Raw genomic sequence first — 19,783 nt, 5'->3', positions numbered from 1 at the left:
CCGGCCAATCGGGCGGCTCAGCCGCCGAAAACCTTCCGCACCACGGCTTTTGCCCGGCGCGTCACCCGTAGATAGTTGTCCAGGAACTCGCCGCCGTCGCCGTCGGGCCAGCCCGCGGCGACCGCGACCGCGTTGAGCAGCTTGCCCGGCCCCGGCAGCTGGTCGGTGGGCTTACCGCGCACCAGTACCAGCGCGTTGCGGGCGCGCGTCGCGGTCAGCCACGCCTCCCGCAGCAATTCGATGTCGCCCTCGGCGATCAGCTCGGCGGCGCCGATCGCGTTCAGTGTGTCCAGCGTCGAGGTGGTGTGCAGCGCCGGGATCTTGTGCGCGAAACGCATCTGCAGCAGCTGCACGGTCCACTCGATGTCGGCGAGACCGCCGCGCCCCAGCTTGGTGTGGGTGTTCGGGTCCGCGCCGCGGGGCAGCCGTTCGGCGTCCACCCGCGCCTTGATGCGCCGGATCTCCTGCACGGTCTCCGGCGACACGCCACCGGCCGGGTACCGGGTCTTGTCGATCATCAGCAGGAACCGCTCACCGAGCTCCAGATCGCCGGCCACCCGGTGCGCCCGCAGCAGCGCCTGGGTCTCCCACGGCTGCGCCCACTGTGCGTAGTACGCCTCGTAGGACGCCAGGGTGCGCACCAGCGGCCCGCTGCGTCCCTCGGGGCGCAGATTCGCGTCGACTTCCAGCGGCGGGTCCGCGCTCGGTGTGCCGAGCCGCGCACGGACCTGTTCGGCCACCGACACCGCCCATTTCACCGCGACGGACTCCTCGACACCCGCGTGGGGTTCGCAGACGAACAGCACGTCGGCATCGGAGCCGTAACCCAGTTCGCCGCCGCCGAGCCGGCCCATCCCGATCACGGCGATCCGTGCCGGCACACCGCTTTCCGGGGTGTTCGCGCGTGTCACCGCGTCCAGTGCCGCCTGCAGCACCGCGACCCACACCAGGGTGAGCTGCTTGCAGACGTCGGTCACGTCCAGCATGCCGAGCAGATCGGCCGACGCGATACGCGCCAGTTCGCGGCGCCGCAGCGACCGCGCCGCCGCGATCGCCCGGCTCGGGTCGGTGTGCCGGGCCGCCGAGGCCACCAACGACTTTGTGATGCTTTCGGTGTCGACGTCGCACAACTTGGGACCGTTGGGTCCGTCGGCGTAGAGCTGGATCACCTCGGGGGCGCGCATCAGAAGCTCGGGCACATACGCCGACGTGCCGAGCACGTGCATCAGCCGCTTGGCGACCGCGCCCTCGTCGCGCAGGGTGCCCAGGTACCACCGCGCCTCGGCGAGTTCGTCGGACAACCTGCGGTAGGCCAGCAGCCCCGCATCCGGGTCGGGGGTGTCCGACAGCCAGTCCAGCAGTGTCGGCAGCAGCACCTGCTGCACCCGGCCACGGCGGCCGGACCCGCCGGTCAACGCCGCGAGGTGGGTCAGCGCGCTCTGCGGACCCTCGTAACCCAGTGCCGCCAGCTGGCGTTCGGCGGCCTCGGTGCTCATCACGTCCGAAATGCCAAGGGGCGTCTGGGTGACCGATTCGAGCAGCGGCTGATAGAACAGCTTCGCGTGCAGCCGAGACACCCGGTGGCTCTGGCGTTTGAGCTCCTCGCGCAGCACCCCGAGCGCGTCGTGGCGTCCGTCGGGACGCATGTGCGCGGCGCGCGCCAGCCAGCGCATCGCCTCTTCGTCGTCGGCCTCGGGCAGCATGTGGGTGCGCTTGAGGCGCTGCAGCTGCAGGCGGTGTTCGAGCAGCCGCAGGAATTCGTAGGACGCGGTCATGTTGGCGGCGTCGTCGCGCCCGATGTAGCCGGCCTCTCCCAGCGCGGCCAGCGCGGCGACGGTCGACGCGACGTGCAGCGAGTCGTCGTTGCGGCCGTGTACCAGCTGCAGCAGCTGCACCGCGAACTCGACGTCGCGCAGACCGCCTGTGCCGAGCTTGATCTCGCGGTCACGCACCCCGGCGGGCACGAGTTCCTCCACCCGCCTGCGCATCGCCTGCACTTCGGGCACGAAGTCCTCGCGCTGGGATGCGGTCCACACCATCGGCATCAGCGCGTCGATATAGCGCTTGCCGAGCTCCATGTCGCCGGCGGCCGGACGCGCCTTCAGCAGCGCCTGGAACTCCCACGTCTTGGCCCAGCGCTCGTAGTAGGCGACGTGCGAGTCCAGGGTGCGGACCAGCTGACCCCGCTTACCCTCCGGGCGCAGCGCGGCGTCCACTTCGAAGAACGCCTCGGACGCCAGCCGCATCATCTCTCCCGCGATGCGGGTCGCGGTGGTCAGGCTGCTGTGCGAGTCGTCGTCGGCGACGAAGATGACGTCGACGTCGCTGACGTAATTCAGTTCCCGCGCACCGCACTTGCCCATCGCGACCACGGTCAGCGCGGGCACCGGTTTGTCGCCGCAGACCGACGCGGTGGCCACCTGCAACGCGGCGGCCAGCGCCGCGTCGGCGAGGTCGGAGAGGTGCTCGCCGACGACGGTGAACGGCAGCACCGGCTCGTTCTCCACCACCGACGCGACGTCGAGGGCGGCCAGCACGAGCAGCCGGTCGCGGTAGAGCGTGCGCAGCGGAGGCACCGCCGTGGTGGGGTTGTCCGTCTTCGCGGCTTCCTCGGCGAACATCTCGCGCAGTTCGTGTGGCACCGGTAGCGATACGGCACCGGCCAGCAGCCGCCAGGATTGCGGGTTGGCGACCAGGTGGTCGCCCAGCGCGAGCGAGGACCCCAGCACACCGAACAGTCGGCCGCGCAGCGAGCGGTCCTTGAGCAGCGCGGCGTCCAGGTCGGCCCAGTCGGGGCCGAGCGCCTCGGACAGCCGCACGATCGCCTTGAGAGCGGTGTCGGCGTCCGGGGCGCGCGAGAGCGACCACAACAGTTCGACGTGGACGTCGGTGTTCCATCCGAGTCCGTCGAGATCGGCCTGCGCCTTGGGTTCTACGAGCCCGAGCCGACCGACTCCGGGCAGCTTGGGTCGCTGCGTCGCGGGTTTGGCCACGCCAACAAGGTAGCGCGGACCCGATCGGGATCTACAGCGACAGGTAGTTCTTCAGCTCGAACGGCGTCACGTGGCTGCGGTAGTTCTCCCACTCGCGGCGCTTGTTGCGCAGGAAGAAGTCGAACACGTGCTCGCCGAGCGCCTCGGCGACCAGCTCGGAGTTCTCCATCTCCGTCAGCGCGACGCCGAGCGAACCGGGCAGTTCCTTGTAGCCCATCGCGCGCCGCTCCTCGGGAGTCAGGCTCCAGACGTTGTCCTCGGCCTCGGGGCCGAGCACGTAGTTCTTCTCGATACCGCGCAGACCGGCGGCCAGCAGCACCGCGAAGGTCAGGTACGGGTTGCAGGCCGAGTCCGGGCTGCGCACCTCCACCCGCCGCGACGACACCTTGTGCGGCGTGTACATCGGGACGCGCACCAGGGCCGACCGGTTGGCGGCCCCCCACGACGCGGCAGTCGGGGCCTCGCCGCCGTGCACCAGCCGCTTGTAGGAGTTCACCCACTGGTTGGTGACGGCGCTGATCTCGTTGGCGTGCTCGAGAATGCCCGCGATGAACGACTTTCCGACATCGGAGAGCTGCAGCGGGTCGTCGGGGCTGTGGAAGGCATTCGTATCGCCCTCGAACAGGCTCATGTGCGTGTGCATCGCCGACCCCGGGTGCTCGGCGAACGGCTTGGGCATGAACGACGCCCGCACGCCGTCACCGAGGGCGACCTCCTTGACGAGGTACCGGAACGTCATCACGTTGTCGGCCATCGACAGCGCGTCGGCGTAGCGCAGATCGATCTCCTGCTGGCCCGGCGCGCCCTCGTGGTGGCTGAACTCCACCGAGATGCCCATCTGCTCGAGGGCGTCGATGGCGTGCCTGCGGAAGTTCGGCGCCGAATCGTGCACGGCCTGGTCGAAGTAGCCGCCGTTGTCGGCCGGGATCGGCGGCGTGCCGTCGTCGGCTCCGGGCTTGAGGAGGAAGAACTCGATTTCGGGGTGCACGTAGCAGGAGAACCCGAGATCGGAGGCCTTCGCCAGCTGGCGGCGCAGGACGTGGCGCGAGTCCGCCCAGGACGGCGAGCCGTCGGGCATGGTGATGTCGCAGAACATGCGCGCCGAGTGGTGCTTGCCGGAGCTGTCGGCCCACGGCAGCACCTGGAAGGTGGACGGATCCGGGCGGGCGACCATGTCGGCCTCGGAGACGCGCGCGAAACCCTCGATCGACGAGCCGTCGAAGCCGATGCCCTCTTCGAAGGCGCCCTCGAGTTCGGCGGGCGCGATGGCGACCGACTTCAGGTATCCGAGGACGTCGGTGAACCACAGCCGGACGAAGCGGATATCGCGTTCCTCCAGCGTGCGCAGCACGAATTCCTTCTGCCGATCCATGTCCGCAGCCTAGGTCGGAGCTGTTAAATCCGTGTTACACGGCGAAGGCGTTGCCATGATCGTGCGCCGGCCATCGCTAGCAGCGCAGCCCGGGCGCCGGCGGGGTCGCGTTGAGCAGGAATTCGACGACGGCGGTGTCGACGCAGGCGTCGCCGTTGAACACCACGGTGTGCTGGGAGCCGGTGAAGGTGATCAGCCGCGCGTCCATCTGCCGCGCCAGCTCGACGCCCTCCTCGTACGGTGTCGCCGGGTCACCGGTGGTGGACACGACGACGACCTTGCCCGGCCCCGGGGAGGTCACGTCCCCGACCACCGAGGTCGCGGGCACGGGCCACAGCGCGCAGACATCGCGCGGTGCGAAACCGGTGAACTGCCCGTAGGACAGGAACGGCGCGGCCTCGCGGGAGCGCCGGTCGGCCTCGGCCCACGCGTGCGGGTCGGTCGGGAAATCGGCGTCCACACAACGGATCGCGGTGAACGCGTCCTGCTGGTTGCTGTAGTGCCCGTCGCGGTCGCGACGCTGATAGTCATCGGCGAGCAGCAGGAGATCACCGGGGTCGGTGCCGCGCTGCAACCCGAGCAGGCCACTGGTCAGATACGGCCAGAACCGGGGCGAGTACAGCGCGCTGACGGTGCCGGTGATCGCATCCTGATAGCTCAGCCCGCGCGGATCGGTGGTCGCGGCGGGGCCGGCCACCAACGGGTCGACGAGCTGATGGAAGCGAGCGACGAACTGCCCCGGATCGGTACCCAGCGGGCACCCGGCCGATTTCGCGCAGTCGGCGGCGTACCTGTCGAACGCGCGCTGGAAGCCTGCGCTCTGGGTCAGGCTCTCGTCGATCGGCGCCAGACCGGGGTCGACGGCGCCGTCGAGGACCATGGTCCGCACCCGGTCGGGATAGCGCGCGGCGTACACGGCGCCGAGCTGGGTGCCGTAGGAGAACCCGAGATAGTTGATCTGGCTCTCCCCCAGCGCCTCCCGGACGACGTCCATGTCGCGCACCGCGGTGGCGGTGCCGACCCCGGCGAGGAACTCGGGACCCATCCGGTTCAGGCACCCGTCGGCGAACCGCTGCAGGACGCCTTCGATGTGCGCGACGCCGCCGGGGCTGTAGTCGACCATCGGCTCGGTCCGGAACGCGTCGAACTCGGCGTCGGTGCGGCAGCGCAGTTGCGGGGTGGAATGTCCGACGCCGCGCGGGTCGATCCCGACGAGGTCGAAGGCGCGGCCGATCTCACTGCCGCCGACCGCCAGACCCATCGACGCGACGGTGTCGACCGCCGACGCGCCCGGCCCGCCGGGGTTGACCACGAGCGTGCCGATGCGCTGCCCGCTGGCCGGGATCCGGATCACGGCCAACTGGACCTTCGCGCCGTCGGGGTCGGCGTAGTCGATCGGCACGGCCACCGTCCCGCACTGTGCGGTCGGGACGCGGACCGGGCCGACGGGGAAGAACTGGCTGCACGAACCCCACACGGGCGCAGCGGTATACGTATCAGGCGCCGCTGAGGCCGACGGGCACAGCACCGCCGCGATCAGCGCGAGCGCCGCAATCATCCGTACGGCGCGCAGCATGGCTGTCATCGTCGCACGGCTGCGCGGCACCGTCTCCCCCTGGAGCCCAACGGTGACCGGGCTGTTATCGGACGGCCAGTTCGTAGCTGATCCAGGTCGACTTCTCGGCGCCGATCCCGTCGTAAAGCCGTTGCGCCGTCGTGTTGTCGGGCGCGGTCTCCCACACCAGCCGCGCTGCGCCGCGCTCGCGGCACACTCGCAGGCCGTGCTCGATCAGCGCGCGGCCGGTACCGGCGCCGCGCGACGCGGGCACCACGTACAGATCGTTGAGGACGCCGACCCGCGCGGCGTACAGGGTCTGCCACGTCCAGAAGATCGTCGCGAACCCCAGCGGCGTCGCATCGGCTGCGCGCGCGATCAGTTGCAGTCCCTCGGCGGGTTCGGCGATCAGCGCGCGCGCCATCGCGGCGAGGTCCTCATCGGGTGGGTCGACCTCGTAGAACTCGCAGTACGAACGCATCATCGGCGCGAGCTCACCCAGGTCGGCCTCGCCGACCACCGAGATCGTCAGCACCTGGTGTCCGGCGGCGGGACCGTCACGTCCACCAGGTAACGGGTCACGATGTCGTCGACGCAGGAATCCCCTTGCAGCGCAACGGTGTGCTGGGTGCCCTCGAAGGTGACCAGGGTGCCGCCGAGCTGGCGGGCGAGGTCGACGCCGGCCTGGTACGGGGTGGCCGGATCGTTGGTGGTGGATATCACCAGGATCGGCGGGAGGCCGGTCACACTGATCTCGTGGGGCTCGCTGGTCGGCGGCACCGGCCAGAACGCGCACGTCGGCAACGGCGCCAGCCCGGTGAATTCGCCGTAGGCCATGAACGGGGCCGCCTCACGCACCCGGCGGTCCTGTTCGACGAGCGTCGCGCGGTCGGTGATCGCGGGCTTGTCCATGCAGTTCACCGCGATGCGCACATCGGTGCTGTTCGTGTACTGCCCCTGGGCGTTGCGCTCCATGTACAGGTCGGCCAGCGCCAGCATGGTGTCGCCGCGGCCTTCCTGGATCTCGGTGAGCCCCTGGGTCAGGTGCCGCCACAACGCCGGCGAGTACAGCGGCAGGATGGTGCCGACCACCGCGTCGTTGTAGCTGAGGCCGCGGGGATCGCGGGTCTCGGCCGGTTCGTCGACCAGAGGCCAGACCAGCGAGTGGTACACCTCGACGGCTTTGGCGGGATCGGTGCCCAGCGGGCAGTTCTCGTCGATCGCGCAGTCGGTGGCGTAGTCGTCGAACGCCTGCTGGAACGCCGCGGCCTGCCGCACGTCGGCTTCCACCGGGTCGGCATTCGGGTCGATCGCACCGTCGAGCACCATCGCCCGCACGTTCTGCGGGAACTCCTCGGCGTAGGCCGCGCCGATCCGGGTGCCGTACGAGTAGCCCACGTAGGTCAGCTTCTCGTCGCCGAGAGCCTGGCGCAGCGCGTCGAGATCCTTCACCACGCTTGCGGTTCCGACGCTGGCGAGGAAGTCGGTGCCCATCTTGTCGGAGCAGCGCTGGACGAATTCCTTGGTGAGCTTCTCGATGTGCGCCACGCCTTCGGCGGTGTACTCGACGACGTTGTCGGCGCGCAGCCGGTCGTTGTCGGCGTCGCTGTTGCACCACACCGCCGGATTGGAGCCGGCGACGCCGCGCGGGTCGAACCCGACGATGTCGAACTTCTCGCGCACCTCGTCGGGCAGCTTCGAGGCCATCATCGCCGCGGATTCGCGGCCCGACTTACCGGGCCCGCCGGGATTGACGAGAAGCGACCCGATGGGGTCGTCCCCGGTGGCCTTGACCCGCAGCAGGGCGAGCTGCGCGACGTCACCGTCGGGATCGTCGGCCTTGTCCCAGTCGACCGGCACCGACAGCATGCCGCACTCGGCACCGGGCGGTATTCCGGTCTGATCCGACGGTCCGGCCTCGCACGGCCCCCATTCGATGGGCGACCCCGGCCGCGGCACCGAGATCGTCGCGGCCCCGTCCACCACCTGACTGCAGCCGGCGACCAGCAGCGCCGGCATCGTCAGGATCAGGCCGGATCGAACGATCCCGGTCTTGAGCTTCATGGGACCACATGCTGCCATGAGTCGGAATCAGTGCTGGCAGGCCACGGGCGTGTGAGGAAATCCACTTAACGCGTTGTTCAACTCACCGTGACGTGGTGGCACACTGAACGGGTCAGCGATCCCGGGGACCCTGCAGTGGCCTCGAGGCTTCGAAACGACTAACCCGATGAGGGGACAACGATGTCTGAACAGTCCGTGTACGGTGCTGTCGCCGAGACCTCCAAGCCGCGCGTGAAAGTGCGCACCCATCACCTGCACAAGTGGAAGTCCGAAGGCCACAAGTGGGCCATGCTGACCGCGTACGACTACTCCACGGCCGCCGTGTTCGACCAGGCCGAGATCCCCGTTCTGCTGGTCGGGGACTCCGCGGCCAATGTGGTGTACGGCTACGACACCACCGTCCCGGTCACCCTCGACGAACTGATCCCGCTGGTGCGTGGCGTCGTCCGCGGCGCGCCGCACGCCCTGGTGGTGGCCGACCTGCCGTTCGGCAGCTACGAGGCCGGCCCGCAGCAGGCGCTGGCCACCGCGACCCGCATGCTCAAGGAGACCGGCGCGCATGCGGTCAAGCTCGAAGGCGGCGAACGTGTCGCCGAGCAGATCGCGGCGGTCACCGCCGCGGGCATCCCGGTGATGGCCCACATCGGCTTCACTCCGCAGAGCGTCAACGGCCTCGGCGGTTTCCGTGTCCAGGGCCGCGGCGACGCCGCCGAGCAGACCATCCACGACGCGATCGCGGTCCAGGAGGCCGGTGCGTTCGCGGTGGTGATGGAGATGGTGCCCGCCGAGCTGGCCACCCAGATCACCGGCAAGCTGACCATCCCCACCGTCGGTATCGGTGCCGGGCCCAACTGCGACGGGCAGGTCCTGGTGTGGCAGGACATGGCGGGCATGACCAACGGCAAGACCGCGAAGTTCGTCAAGCGCTTCGGTACGGTCGGCGACGAATTGCGCCGCGCCGCCACCGAATACGCCCGCGAAGTGGCCACCGGCGTCTTTCCCGCCGAGGAGCACTCCTACTAGCCGAAGGCGGGCTTGCGCTTCGCCAGGAACGCGTCGACACCTTCGCGGCCGTCGGCGGACTCGGCGCGCCGCGCGATGAGCCGTCCTTCGAGCTCCATCTGTTGTTCGAGGCCGTTGGAGAAGGTGTCCAGTAGCAGCGCCTTGACTCCCCCGTTGGACCCGGCCGCGGTCGCGGCCATCTGCGCGGCGAGTTCATCGGCGCGGGTGGCGAGTTCGTCGTCGGCGACGACCTCGGTCACCAGACCCCAGCGGGACGCCTCGTCGGCGGACAGCGTCCGGTTGGTCAGCATCAGTTCCTTGGTCTTGGTGACGCCGATGAGGCGCGGCAGGAAGTACGACGCGCTGCCGTCGGGGCTGAGCCCGACCCGCGTGTAGGCCATCGTGAACGACGCCGACTGCGCGGCCAGCACCAGATCGCCCGAGACGGCCAGCGAGAAGCCCGCGCCCGCGGCGGTGCCGTTGACCGCGGTGATGACGACGGCATCCATCCGCGCGAACGTCGAGATGGCGCGGTGCAGGTCGTCGGCGACGCCCTTGACGTGCTGTCCCCTGCTTGGCGCCGACGCGAAGTCCTTCAGGTCTCCGCCGGCGCAGAAGAACCGGCCGGAGCCGGTGATCACGACGACTTTGGTTCCCGGGGCGTCGAGGCGTGCCGAGGCGTCGGCGAGCTCACGAGTCATGGTGCCGTTCATGCCGTTTGCGGCATCGGGCCGGTTCAGCGTGAGCCGGGCGACGGCGCCGGTCTGTTCGAGCGTGATGGTCTGGTAGTCAGTCACACCCGGGACTGTAACGCCCCGCTTCTACAGCGTGCCGTCGAGATACTCCGCACGGCACGCCCGGCGCGCGAGCTTGCCGCTGGTGGTGCGCGGAATCACGCCCGCGGCAACGAGTTTCACCTCGCGGACCGGGACGGCGTGCTTACGGGACACCGCCGCGCGGATAGCTTCCTGGATCGGGGCCGCCTCGGCGCGGCCGGCTCCCGGCGCGCGCTCGGCGACGATCACGACCTCTTCGCGCTCCTCGCCGGGAACGGAGAACGCGGCCACGAACCCGGTACGCACCGACGGCGACGCATCGGCAGCCGTCGTCTCGATGTCCTGCGGGTAGTGGTTGCGGCCGTCGACGATGATCAGGTCTTTGATCCGCCCGGTGATGTACAGCTCGCCGTCGATGTAGACGCCCATGTCGCCGGTGCGCAGCCACTGCGCGGAATCGGCGGAGCGCTCCGCGTGGCTGCCACGCGCGAGACGCGACTGCAGCTTGTTATGGAACGTCAGCTCCGTCTCCTCCGGGCGCTGCCAGTAACCGCGGCCGATGTTGTCGCCGTGCAGCCAGATCTCACCGACACATCCGTCGGGTAGCTCCGACTCGGTGGCCGGGTCGACGACCACCGCCCACTGGCTACGGGCCACGACGCCGCAGGACACCTGCACCGTGGCATCGGGGTGATCGGCGTCCACGGTGACCGCACGCCCGGCGGTGAGCTGCTTGCGGTCCACATGGACCGCCTTGAGCTGTGCCTCCGGCGGGGTGGTCGACACGAACAGCGTGGCCTCGGCCATACCGTAGGACGGCTTGATGACCGTCGGCTGGAGACCGTAGGGGGCGAAGGCCGCGTTGAACGCCTCCACCGCGGCGACGCTTACCGGTTCGGACCCGTTGATCAGGCCGGCCACATTGCTCAGGTCGAGCGACTCACCGGCAGGCGGCAGCCCGCGCTGGGCGGCCAACGCGAACGCGAAGTTCGGCGCCGCGGCGAACATCGGCCGATCCGAGGCGCCGAGTTCCTTGATCCACCGGTACGGCCGGCGGACGAACGCCACCGGGGACATCAGCGTCAGGTAACCCCCCGCCAGGGCCGGGAACATGATCATCAGCAGACCCATGTCGTGGAACAGCGGCAGCCAGCTGACGCTGTTGATGTCACGGTCGAGACCCACCGACAGCACCATCTGCACGACGTTGGTGCAGGCCGAGCGGTGCGTGATCTCCACACCGGCCGGGGTCCGGGTGGACCCCGAGGTGTACTGCAGGTAGGCGATGTCGTCGGTCTGCAACGGCGCACGCTCGAAACCGATGCCGACGGCATCCGGCACCGCGTCGACGGCGATCATCCGGGGACGACGGTCGCGCGGCAGGACGCGAAGGAAGCTCCGGACCGCCTCGGCGGCCGACGACGTGGTCAGCACGACGGACGGCTGGGCGTCGGCGAGCACGGCGTGCAGGCGCTCTGCGTGGCCTGGCAGCTCGGGGGCGAACAGCGGGACGGCGATGGTGCCGGCCTCGATGGCAGCGAAAAAGCCGACGACGTACTCGACACCCTGCGGGGTCAGGATCGCCACCCGGTCACCGGGTTGGGTGACCTGACGCAGGCGGTTGCCCACGGCATCCAACCGGGCCCTGAGCTGCGACCATGTCAGCTCTACAACGCGGTCATGGTCGAAATCCAGGTACCGGTAAGCGGGTGTGTCGCCGAATTCCACAGCATTGCGGCCGAGGAATGAGGTCAGCGTCGTACCCGCCGGTATGGCGATGTTGCCTTCGCGGTCGAGGTAATCGTCGAGCCGCAACTCTGGACTCATAAGAGCATCCTAAGAGGACGACCCCCGAAAACGCGTAATCCGGCGTTGGCGCGCCGGATGCCAATATTGGGTATGGGACGCTGTTGCCCTCTGGTCCCGCTCCGGAGAGCACGTCTGAAACAAGGGTGACCATGGCCGCCAAATCGTCGAAAACCTCCAGGTACACGGAGACAGAGCGCAAGTTCGACGTGGTCGAGGCCACCGTCGCGCCGTCGTTCGAGGGCCTGTCGGCGGTGGCGCGCGTCGAACGCCCCCCGTCACAGACCCTGGCCGCTGTGTACTTCGACACACCGAATCGTGATCTCGCGCGTCACAGGATCACGCTGCGCCGGCGCACCGGCGGGACGGACGCCGCCTGGCACCTGAAGCTGCCGGCCGGCGCGGATTCCCGCACCGAGATCCATGCCCCGCTCGACGACGACACCGCCGAACCGTCGGTGCCCGAAAGCCTGCGCGACGTGGTGGCGGCGATCGTGCGGGATCGCCCGCTGGCGCCGGTCGCGCGGATCGACACCACCAGGGTCGTCGAGTTGCTTCACGGGTCCGACGGCGCGGTGGTGGCGGAGTTCTGCGACGACCAGGTCACGGCGAGCGCCGTCGGCGGGGACGAGCAGTCGTGGCGGGAGTGGGAGCTCGAGCTCGGTCCCGGCGGCGACCCCGGCGTGTTCGACCGGCTGACCAACCGGCTGCTCGACGCCGGGGCGGTTCCGGCCGGCCACGGGTCGAAGTTGGCCCGCGTGCTCGGCACCACACCGGAGACGGTCGTGGCGACCGGCGATCCGCTGCGGCGTGCCGTCGCGGTGCATATCGCCGAACTCCTCGAGTGGGACCGCGCGGTGCGGGCCGACGCGTGGGATTCGGTGCACCAGATGCGGGTGACGACTCGCAAGATCCGCAGCCTGTTGCAGTCGGGCGAGGAGTCGTTCGACACCGCCGGGAACCAGTGGATCCTCGACGAGCTTCGGGAGTTGGCGGCCGTGCTCGGCGTCGCCCGTGACGCCGAGGTGCTGGCCCAGCGGTACGACACGGCACTGGCCGAGCTGCCCGAGGCGAACGTGCGCGGTCCGGTGCGCGAACGGCTTGTCGACGGGGCCAAGAAGCGCTATCAGACCGGATGGCGGCGTGCGCTCGCGGCGATGCGCTCGCCGCGCTACTTCCGTCTGCTCGACGCGCTGGAATCACTTGTCGCGTCCGAGCCGCCCGCGGCGGCAAAGGGCGGCAAGCCGGCCGAGCTGAGCATCGAGGCCGCCTACAAGCGGCTGCGCAAGGCCGCCAAAAAGGCCGCCCGCGTGGAGGATGACGAGTCGCTGCACCGGATCCGTAAGCGCGCCAAGGCTCTTCGATACACGGCCGCCGCGACGGGCGACAACCGGGTGGCCGAACGCGCGAAAGTCGTGCAGACGCTGCTCGGCGATCACCAGGACAGCGTGGTCAGCCGCGCGCACCTGAGCCGTCAGGCCGAGGCAGCGCATGCCGCGGGCGAGGACACGTTCACCTACGGGCTGCTGTACCAGCGGGAGGACGAGCTGGGCCGCCGGTGCGAGGACGGCCTCGACGACGCGCTGAAGAAGCTGCACAAGGCGGTCGCCAAGTCCCGGTAGGGGCGGATGAGCCGGCCTGTAAGCCGGATTCTGTTCCCCGCGGCCATCTGCCTGCGGGGCGGCGACCATCCATCTGGGTAGCCCGTCGCCGGGTACCTCGAGCGGCCTACCCGCAGGCTCGGGCGAGCAACCCTCGGGCACCTGCGCGGCCGCAACCAGGTTGCGGCCTTCTTGGCCTTGCTTCGGGTGGGGTTTACCGAGCCACCCCGGTCACCCGGGATGCTGGTGCGCTCTTACCGCACCTTTTCACCCTTACCGCCCCGGTCTCCCGGAGACGGCGGTCTGTTTTCTGTGGCACTTTCCCGCGAGTCACCTCGGATTGCCGTTAGCAATCACCCTGCTCTGTGAAGTCCGGACTTTCCTCGACCCCATCGGGGGCCGCGGCCGCCCAGCCAGCTCATCCGCCCTAACAAGGTAATCGCTGACACGGCGTTTCCGGTAATACTGGGCTCTGTGACGCAGGCGCCGCCCGCCCGCTACCTGATGCGGGCCAAGGATCTGGTCGACGCACGCTATGCCGAGCCGATCACCGTCGACGACCTCGCCGCCGCCGCGGGTCTGTCCCGGGCCCACTTCAGCCGGATGTTCACCCGGACGTTCGGGGAGTCGCCGCGGGCGTACCTGCAGACGCGCCGCCTGGAGCGGGCCGCCGCCCTGCTGCGCCACACCGACCGTTCGGTCGCCGACATCTGTGTGATGGTCGGCCTGCAGAGTGTCGGCTCGTTCACCACCACCTTCGCGCGGGCCTACGGACTGCCGCCCGCCGCCTACCGGGCGTCGATGCCGCCCGCGGCGATCCACGCGCGCATCCCGAGCTGCATCCTGCGCCGCGACACCCGGCCGAAAGCGGTCAAGACAGCACATCAGGAGAAGACGGACGCCCCGTCCGCTCCGTAGCTTCAGATCATGATCAAAATCGCCAGTGCCCACCTGTGGGTACACGACCAGGAAACCGCGCTGAAGTTCTGGACCGAGAAGGTCGGTATGGAAGTGCGCCAGGATGTCTCGCTGCCGGACGTGGACGGCATCTTCCGTTGGCTCACCGTCGGCCCGCCCGGCCAGGACGACGTGTCGATCGTATTGATGGCGGTGCCCGGTGAACCGGTGATGGACGAGCCCACCAAGAAGCAGGTGCTCGACCTGACCGCAAAAGGCTTCGCGGGCACCATCTTCCTGACCACCGAGGATTGCCATGCCAGCTATCGCGAGCTCAAGGCGCGCGGGGTCGAATTCACCGAGGAACCGCATGACATGCCGTACGGCATCGACTGCGGCTTCCGCGACCCGTCGGGCAACAGCGTCCGGCTCACCCAGCTCGCCGAGGTTCCGGTGATCGGTTAGGCGGCCGCGTCGAACGTGATCAGGTCGACGCTGAACCGGCCCTCCATCCGGCTCAGCCGGCGGTAGACCGGCGGGCCGGGCAGCGCAGGTGCGATCGAGTAGTGCGTGGCGCCGGTCGGGGTCACGTACTGCGCGGTGTGCGCACCGTCGCGTTCGCAGGTGGTGACCCGCCACCCCGGCGCCTCCTTGGCGTAGTTGCACGCCTCGCACGCGCCGAGTCCATTGGCCGCACTCGTCTTTCCGCCGGCGCGGTCGGGCGTGGCGTGGTCGTGATGGCGGATCGGCGCGTCGCAGTACGGGGTCCGGCAGGTCTGGTCGCGCCGGTTCAGCAGCGTCGCCAGTCCTTTCGGGAAGATCCGCGCCCGGGATTCCATCGCGACCAGCTGGCCGCTTCTCGGGTGGCGGTACAGCCGACGCAACGTCGCCTTGGGCTCGGCGTCGGCGACCGCGTCACCGGTCAGACCCCGGCAGAACCCTGCGGGCACCGGTCCGTAGCCGTCGAGCCAGCCGGGTGAGTCGTCGTCGCCGGCCAGCGTGGTGTCGGCCATCACCAGGTTCAGCTCGATCGGCAGCGGCGCGGCGGCGGCGCGGCCGGTGATCCGCTCGAAAGCGGTATCGGCCATCACCCTGTCGCGGGACCTCTCGTCGAATGTCGTGTCCGCGTGCCGCTTCAGCGCCGCGTACATCCCGACGCCCTGTGCGAGCGGCATCAGCACGGTGAAATACACCATCCCGTTGGGGGCGGGCCGGCAACTCACCCGCGGCCGCGCAGCCGCTTTCTCGGACCGGTCCACCACGGCGGCCGCATCCAGCCGGGCGGCGATGTTCTTCGCCTCGGCCCTGACGCGCCTGTTGCCCCAACCCTCGAACCGGGACGGGTCGGCGCACAGCTCCTCATCCAGTTGCCGCCGATGCGCCACGCTCAGGCACGCCGATTCCTGCACGATCAGCGTCGCGCGCCACTCCGACAGCGCGCCGCATTCCAAAGCTGCCAGCGTGTACGGCATCTCGTGCACCAACGCGTTCGCGAAGCCCAGGTGCTGATTGCCTTTCACCGGGGCGTCGCGACGCGCCAATGCCACCTCGGAGGTCAACCCCTTGCCCCGCCGCGCCGCCGGCACACCCGCGGCGAGCTCGGCCTGCCTGCGCTTGGCCGCCCATAACGCGGTCGCGCGTGCCTGCGCCGCCGCAGCGGCCGACTTCAGCCGCTCACAGTGCTCGACGACGGCGCGCAGCTCGGCCTGCGATGCCGTCGAGTCGATATCGAACAAACTTTCGAACATGCCCCCGACGCTACCGCGCCGGACCGACAACTCACGCCACTCGGCGCAGCACGATCAGGTTGTCCGACAGCACCCCGGCCTGCCCGTCGGGGCCGACCGCGTCGCGCTGGACCACTTCGGCCCGCAACCGCTCCCACGCGCCGCCGCCGACGTCGATCGACTCCAGCACCTCATCGAGCGTCGAGAACCGATGCTCGTGGACCTCGGGCGGAGCCCACGGCGGCGCGGCGGCGTGGTCGACGACGATGAGCACACCACCCACGGCCAGAGCCCGCGTCGCCGCGGCGAAGATCCGCTCACGGTCCAGGTGCACCATCGACTGCAGGAACTGCGCGGACACCAGGTCGAAGACGCCCTCGGGGAACGACTCCGACAGATTCGTCTGCACGAACCGCACCCGTTCGGTGAGACCGCGCTTGCCCGCCTCCTCGGCGGCGCGGCCCAGTGCGGTCTCGGAGATGTCGACGCCGACCACGTCCCAGCCGTGCTCGGCCAGCCACAGCGAGTCCCCGCCCTCCCCGCATCCGAGGTCGAGCGCCCGGCCCGGCGTCAGCGGCGCGACGATCTCGGCGAGCCACCGGTTGACGTGACCGCTCCAGATCCGGTCACGCTGGCCGTACCGCTCTTCCCAATGTTGTTTGACGTCGGTCATTTCTCCTCCTCTGAGATACTTGCCACCACCGATGCCGCCGCGCCCGAACCGGCCGCGATCGCCGCAGCCACCTGTGGCATCTGGGCACTGACATCCCCGGCGGCGAACACGCCGGGCACGGTGGTCCGGTACATCGCGTCGACCGCGATCGGCTCCGCCGTCACCGGGTTCGGCGGGGCGAACTCCGCACCTAACTCCGTTGCCAGCGAAGACCTTTGGTGAAGTGTCGTCTCGACCAGCAGGCCACCACGCGGGAGGTCGGTCCCGTCCTCGAACACCACGGCGCTCAATTCCCGCTCGGTCGAACGCAATTCGGCCACCGGGCGCTCGTCGATACCTACCGCGGCGCCGGCGAGACGCATCCGCTGATCCTCGGTCAGATCGGAGGCCAGCAGCACGACATCGTCGCTCCACCGCCGCAGCAGCGTGGCCATGTGCACGCCGCGCTCCCCCGCGGCCAGCACCGCCAACGGCCTGTCCCGCACTTCCCAGCCGTGGCAGAACGGGCAGTGGAACACCGAATTCCCCCACAGCTCAGCCATACCCGGCAACTGCGGGTACTCGTAGCGCATCCCCATCGCGAGCAGTATCCGCCGAGTGCGTAGCATCTCCCCACCCGCCAACTCGACCGTGTAGCCGTCCTCGGACGGCGCGGCCAACGTCACCTCGCCGTCGTGCACGCGCACCGAAGGATAGCGCGCCAGCTCCCGGCGGCCCCGCGCATACAGCTCGGCGGGTGGCACAGTGTCGAACCCGAGCAGACCGCCGATTCCATGGGCGGCCAAGTTGCTCTGCCGCCCCGCATCGACGACGAGGGTGCGACGACGGGCCCGGCCCAGCACCAGCGCCGCGCTCAGTCCTGCCGCCCCACCGCCGACGACCACGCACTCCCAGATCTCGCTCATACCGCCACCTTGCCCGCGCCTCCTGTGAATGCCAAGCTGTTTTGCCATGGAGGCAAACGACACCGATGACAGCGTCGACGCGCGGGTGCGCCGACGGCTGCGGGATCTGCGTCTGCAGCGCGGAATGACATTGGAGGACGTGGCGACCCGCTCCAACATCGACGTGTCCACGCTGAGCCGGCTGGAGTCCGGCAAGCGCCGTCTCGCGCTCGACCATCTACCCCGGCTGGCCGCGGCGCTGTCGGTCACCACCGATGAACTGTTGCGCACCCCGGAGGTCGAGGACCCGCGGATCCGCAACCGGTCCCACACCCACAACCAGATCACGTTCTGGCCGTTGACCGGACACGGCCCGGCCGGCGGGTTGCACGCCCACAAGATCCGGATCAGCGCGCGCCGGCGCACCCCACCGGCGGAGCTACCGGTGCACGAGGGTCACGACTGGATGTACGTGCTGTCCGGGCGGCTGCGGCTGATCCTGGGTGACCGCGACTTCACCATCAAACCCGGTGAGGCGGTGGAGTTCTCGACGTGGACGCCACACTGGTTCGGCGCGGTCGACGGTCCCGTCGAGGCCATCGCGCTGTTCGGGTTGCACGGCGAACGCGTGCACCTGCACACCGATCAGAGGTAGGCGGTCTGGTTGACCAGCCGCACCGACGCCGCACCGTCGGGGTAGAACTCCGCGATCGACAGCGACGCCAGATCCAGGTGCAGGCGGTACAGGATGGCCGGGCCGGCATCCAGCGCCAGCCGCAGCAGGGTCTTGATCGGGGTCACGTGCGAGACCACCAGCACGGTCTGCCCCGCATGCTGGTCGACGATCCGGCGCTGCGCGCGGAGCACCCGCGTCGCGACCGCGTCGAAGCTCTCGCCACCCGGCGGCGGCACGGAGGTGTCCCGCAGCCAGCGGCGGTGCAGCTCGGGGTCGCGTTCGGAGGCCTCCCCGAACGTCAGCCCCTCCCACCCACCGAAGTCGGTCTCGATCAGGTCGTCGTCGACGGTGACGTCGAGACCCAGCGCCTTCGCCGCGGCGGCCGCAGTGTCGTAGGCCCGCTGCAGCGGCGACGCGATCACCGCGCCGATCCCGCCACGCTCGCCGAGATACCGGGCGGCCGCATCGGCCTGCTGGACGCCCAGCGGCGTCAGTTCGGGGTTGCCGCGGCCCGAATAGCGCCGTTCCACCGACAGTGCGGTCTGCCCGTGCCGCAACAGCAGCAGCCGGGTCGGCGCGCCCGTGGCGCCGGTCCAGCCGGCCGGGTTCGTGACGACCTCGGTTCCGGCGTCCATCGCCTCGTTGGCGAGCCGGTCGGCGTAGCTGTTCTCGTCCCGCGGGATCCAGGTGTAGTCGACGCGGTCGAAGCGGCCTGCCAGTTCACCAGCCTGACGGTGCAGCACAGCCAGATCGGGATGCTTGACCCGCCAGCGCCCCGACATCTGCTCGACCACCAGCTTGGAGTCCATCCGGACCTCGACGTCGGTGGCGCCCGTCTCGGCGGCGGCCTCCAACCCGGCGATCAGCCCCCGGTACTCGGCGACGTTGTTGGTCGCGGTGCCGATCGCCGCCTTGCCCTCCGCGAGCACCGATTCGTGGTCGGCGCTCCACACGACGGCGCCGAAACCGGCCTGGCCGGGGTTACCGCGCGCCCCGCCGTCGGCTTCGACGATCACCTTCACGCGTTGGCGCCCTTGAACCGCAACAGGATCGCCGAGCATTCGGGGCAGCGCACGATGTCGTCCTCGGCGGCCGCCGCGATCCGCGCCGACTCCCCCCTGTCGATCTCGATCCGGCACGCCCCACACCGGCGGCCCTGCAGCGGTGCCGCGCCGACGCCGGACCGGGTCCGCTGCCGTTCGTAGAGCGTCACCAACTCGCCGTCGAGGGCCGCGACCACCTCCGCACGCCGGGACTGCGCGCGCTCCTTGGTCTGGGACAGCTCAGCCCTCGCGTCGTCGGCGGCCCGCTGCGCATCGGTCAGCGCGGTCTGCGACTGCTCGCTCGCCGCGACCTGTTCGGCCTCCTGTGCGGCGAGCTCCTCGCGCTTCTCCATCAGTTCGAGCTGCGAGTCCTCCAGGCTGGCCTGCCTGCGCTGCAGCGTCTCCAGCTCGTGCTGCAGGTCGGTGAGCTGTTTGGCGTCGACGGTGCCGCCCTCGAGCAGCGCGCGGTCGCGGTCCTCGCGCTGTCGCACCCCGTCGATCTCGGTCTCGAGTTTGGCGACCTGGGCGTCGATGTCGTCGAGCGCCAGCCGGATCGCGGCGAGTCGGTCGCCGACCTCGCGATGCGCGGCCTGCGCCTCGTCGACGGCCTTCTGCTCGGGCAGATTCTTCGTACGGTGCTCGGCCCGGGTGATCTCGGCATCGACCTCGGCCAGCTCCAGCAGCAGTTTCTGTTGAGCCACATCGGCTTTCACG

Annotated in this window: 17 protein-coding genes and 1 other RNA gene; 5 read left to right on the top strand and 13 right to left on the bottom strand. The window is 69.8% G+C overall.

Annotated elements, in window-relative coordinates:
* Positions 1–17: 17 nt before the first annotated feature.
* From NTM_RS17590 to NTM_RS17570, 5 genes are all read right to left on the bottom strand, one after another.
* Positions 18–2,993, bottom strand: coding sequence for a bifunctional [glutamine synthetase] adenylyltransferase/[glutamine synthetase]-adenylyl-L-tyrosine phosphorylase (locus NTM_RS17590; RefSeq protein WP_104865308.1), 2,976 nt, complete (start codon positions 2,991–2,993; stop codon positions 18–20).
* 31 nt (positions 2,994–3,024) lie between these two features.
* Entirely contained in the window at positions 3,025–4,365 is a 1,341-nt protein-coding gene (gene glnA / locus NTM_RS17585) for a type I glutamate--ammonia ligase (RefSeq protein ID WP_104865309.1), read from the bottom strand.
* Positions 4,366–4,441: 76 nt separating this feature from the next.
* Complete coding sequence (locus tag NTM_RS17580; RefSeq protein ID WP_163766993.1) at positions 4,442–5,950, bottom strand: alpha/beta hydrolase; 1,509 nt, start codon at positions 5,948–5,950, stop codon at positions 4,442–4,444.
* 55 nt (positions 5,951–6,005) lie between these two features.
* Positions 6,006–6,455: a GNAT family N-acetyltransferase gene (locus NTM_RS17575; protein ID WP_232079746.1), complete on the bottom strand. Its 450-nt coding sequence runs from the start codon at positions 6,453–6,455 to the stop codon at positions 6,006–6,008.
* On the bottom strand, positions 6,449–7,984 hold the full coding sequence (locus NTM_RS17570) for an alpha/beta hydrolase (RefSeq protein WP_179963951.1): 1,536 nt from the start codon (positions 7,982–7,984) through the stop codon (positions 6,449–6,451). The genes NTM_RS17575 and NTM_RS17570 overlap by 7 nt, the downstream gene beginning before the upstream one ends.
* Positions 7,985–8,164: 180 nt before the next feature.
* On the opposite strand from NTM_RS17570, the gene panB reads away from it, so the two are divergent.
* Complete coding sequence (gene panB / locus NTM_RS17565; RefSeq protein ID WP_104865311.1) at positions 8,165–9,007, top strand: 3-methyl-2-oxobutanoate hydroxymethyltransferase; 843 nt, start codon at positions 8,165–8,167, stop codon at positions 9,005–9,007.
* On the opposite strand, the gene NTM_RS17560 is transcribed toward panB, so the two are convergent.
* Both NTM_RS17560 and NTM_RS17555 read right to left on the bottom strand, forming a co-directional pair.
* On the bottom strand, positions 9,004–9,783 hold the full coding sequence (locus NTM_RS17560; protein WP_163766991.1) for an enoyl-CoA hydratase/isomerase family protein: 780 nt from the start codon (positions 9,781–9,783) through the stop codon (positions 9,004–9,006). The genes panB and NTM_RS17560 overlap by 4 nt on opposite strands.
* A gap of 24 nt (positions 9,784–9,807) precedes the next feature.
* Entirely contained in the window at positions 9,808–11,589 is a 1,782-nt protein-coding gene (locus tag NTM_RS17555) for a fatty acyl-AMP ligase (RefSeq protein ID WP_163766990.1), read from the bottom strand.
* Positions 11,590–11,720: 131 nt separating this feature from the next.
* Here NTM_RS17555 and NTM_RS17550 point away from each other — a divergent pair, with 131 nt between their 5' ends.
* Positions 11,721–13,190, top strand: coding sequence for a CYTH and CHAD domain-containing protein (locus NTM_RS17550; protein WP_104865314.1), 1,470 nt, complete (start codon positions 11,721–11,723; stop codon positions 13,188–13,190).
* 3 nt (positions 13,191–13,193) lie between these two features.
* On the opposite strand, the gene rnpB is transcribed toward NTM_RS17550, so the two are convergent.
* Positions 13,194–13,590: RNase P RNA component class A (gene rnpB, locus NTM_RS17545), an RNA gene on the bottom strand.
* A gap of 53 nt (positions 13,591–13,643) precedes the next feature.
* Here rnpB and NTM_RS17540 point away from each other — a divergent pair.
* Together NTM_RS17540 and NTM_RS17535 are read left to right on the top strand one after the other, a co-directional pair.
* Positions 13,644–14,087 (top strand): helix-turn-helix transcriptional regulator, encoded by a 444-nt coding sequence (locus NTM_RS17540; protein WP_104865315.1) that lies wholly within the window; start codon positions 13,644–13,646, stop codon positions 14,085–14,087.
* 9 nt (positions 14,088–14,096) lie between these two features.
* Positions 14,097–14,531 (top strand): VOC family protein, encoded by a 435-nt coding sequence (locus tag NTM_RS17535; protein ID WP_083146605.1) that lies wholly within the window; start codon positions 14,097–14,099, stop codon positions 14,529–14,531.
* Here the strand turns inward: NTM_RS17535 and NTM_RS17530 are convergent.
* Genes NTM_RS17530 through NTM_RS17520 form a run of 3 tightly spaced genes read right to left on the bottom strand, consistent with a single transcriptional unit; the run spans position 14,528 to position 17,371 of the window.
* A complete protein-coding gene (locus tag NTM_RS17530; protein WP_163766989.1) occupies positions 14,528–15,814 on the bottom strand; it encodes an HNH endonuclease in 1,287 nt (428 codons plus the stop codon). The genes NTM_RS17535 and NTM_RS17530 overlap by 4 nt on opposite strands.
* A gap of 31 nt (positions 15,815–15,845) precedes the next feature.
* Positions 15,846–16,466 carry a class I SAM-dependent methyltransferase gene (locus NTM_RS17525; protein WP_163766988.1) on the bottom strand — a complete coding sequence of 207 codons (621 nt, stop codon included), beginning with the start codon at positions 16,464–16,466 and terminating at the stop codon, positions 15,846–15,848.
* Positions 16,463–17,371 (bottom strand): NAD(P)/FAD-dependent oxidoreductase, encoded by a 909-nt coding sequence (locus NTM_RS17520; protein WP_163766987.1) that lies wholly within the window; start codon positions 17,369–17,371, stop codon positions 16,463–16,465. Before NTM_RS17520 ends, NTM_RS17525 begins: the two co-directional genes overlap by 4 nt.
* Positions 17,372–17,417: 46 nt before the next feature.
* Here NTM_RS17520 and NTM_RS17515 point away from each other — a divergent pair, with 46 nt between their 5' ends.
* Positions 17,418–18,005, top strand: coding sequence for a helix-turn-helix domain-containing protein (locus NTM_RS17515; protein ID WP_104865320.1), 588 nt, complete (start codon positions 17,418–17,420; stop codon positions 18,003–18,005).
* Here the strand turns inward: NTM_RS17515 and NTM_RS17510 are convergent.
* Positions 17,996–19,048 (bottom strand): bifunctional RNase H/acid phosphatase, encoded by a 1,053-nt coding sequence (locus NTM_RS17510; protein WP_163766986.1) that lies wholly within the window; start codon positions 19,046–19,048, stop codon positions 17,996–17,998. The genes NTM_RS17515 and NTM_RS17510 overlap by 10 nt on opposite strands.
* Positions 19,045–19,782: a zinc ribbon domain-containing protein gene (locus NTM_RS17505; protein ID WP_163766985.1), complete on the bottom strand. Its 738-nt coding sequence runs from the start codon at positions 19,780–19,782 to the stop codon at positions 19,045–19,047. Before NTM_RS17505 ends, NTM_RS17510 begins: the two co-directional genes overlap by 4 nt.
* Position 19,783 lies beyond the last annotated feature (1 nt).

Source organism: Mycolicibacterium parafortuitum (assembly GCF_010725485.1).
GTDB lineage: Bacteria > Actinomycetota > Actinomycetes > Mycobacteriales > Mycobacteriaceae > Mycobacterium.
The sequence above is the reverse complement of the archived record's forward strand: the minus strand, read 5'-3'. Positions and strand labels throughout refer to the sequence as shown.

Excerpts from the sequence above, each read along its gene's own strand:
- NTM_RS17570 (WP_179963951.1), bottom strand. The coding sequence starts at position 7,984 with ATGAAGCTCAAGACCGGGATCGTTCGATCCGGCCTGATCCTGACGATG.
- NTM_RS17515 (WP_104865320.1), top strand. The coding sequence starts at position 17,418 with ATGGAGGCAAACGACACCGATGACAGCGTCGACGCGCGGGTGCGCCGA.
- NTM_RS17555 (WP_163766990.1), bottom strand. The coding sequence starts at position 11,589 with ATGAGTCCAGAGTTGCGGCTCGACGATTACCTCGACCGCGAAGGCAAC.
- panB (WP_104865311.1), top strand. The coding sequence starts at position 8,165 with ATGTCTGAACAGTCCGTGTACGGTGCTGTCGCCGAGACCTCCAAGCCG.
- NTM_RS17580 (WP_163766993.1), bottom strand. The coding sequence starts at position 5,950 with ATGACAGCCATGCTGCGCGCCGTACGGATGATTGCGGCGCTCGCGCTG.
- NTM_RS17530 (WP_163766989.1), bottom strand. The coding sequence starts at position 15,814 with ATGTTCGAAAGTTTGTTCGATATCGACTCGACGGCATCGCAGGCCGAG.
- NTM_RS17550 (WP_104865314.1), top strand. The coding sequence starts at position 11,721 with ATGGCCGCCAAATCGTCGAAAACCTCCAGGTACACGGAGACAGAGCGC.
- glnA (WP_104865309.1), bottom strand. The coding sequence starts at position 4,365 with ATGGATCGGCAGAAGGAATTCGTGCTGCGCACGCTGGAGGAACGCGAT.
- NTM_RS17535 (WP_083146605.1), top strand. The coding sequence starts at position 14,097 with ATGATCAAAATCGCCAGTGCCCACCTGTGGGTACACGACCAGGAAACC.
- NTM_RS17525 (WP_163766988.1), bottom strand. The coding sequence starts at position 16,466 with ATGACCGACGTCAAACAACATTGGGAAGAGCGGTACGGCCAGCGTGAC.
- NTM_RS17520 (WP_163766987.1), bottom strand. The coding sequence starts at position 17,371 with ATGAGCGAGATCTGGGAGTGCGTGGTCGTCGGCGGTGGGGCGGCAGGA.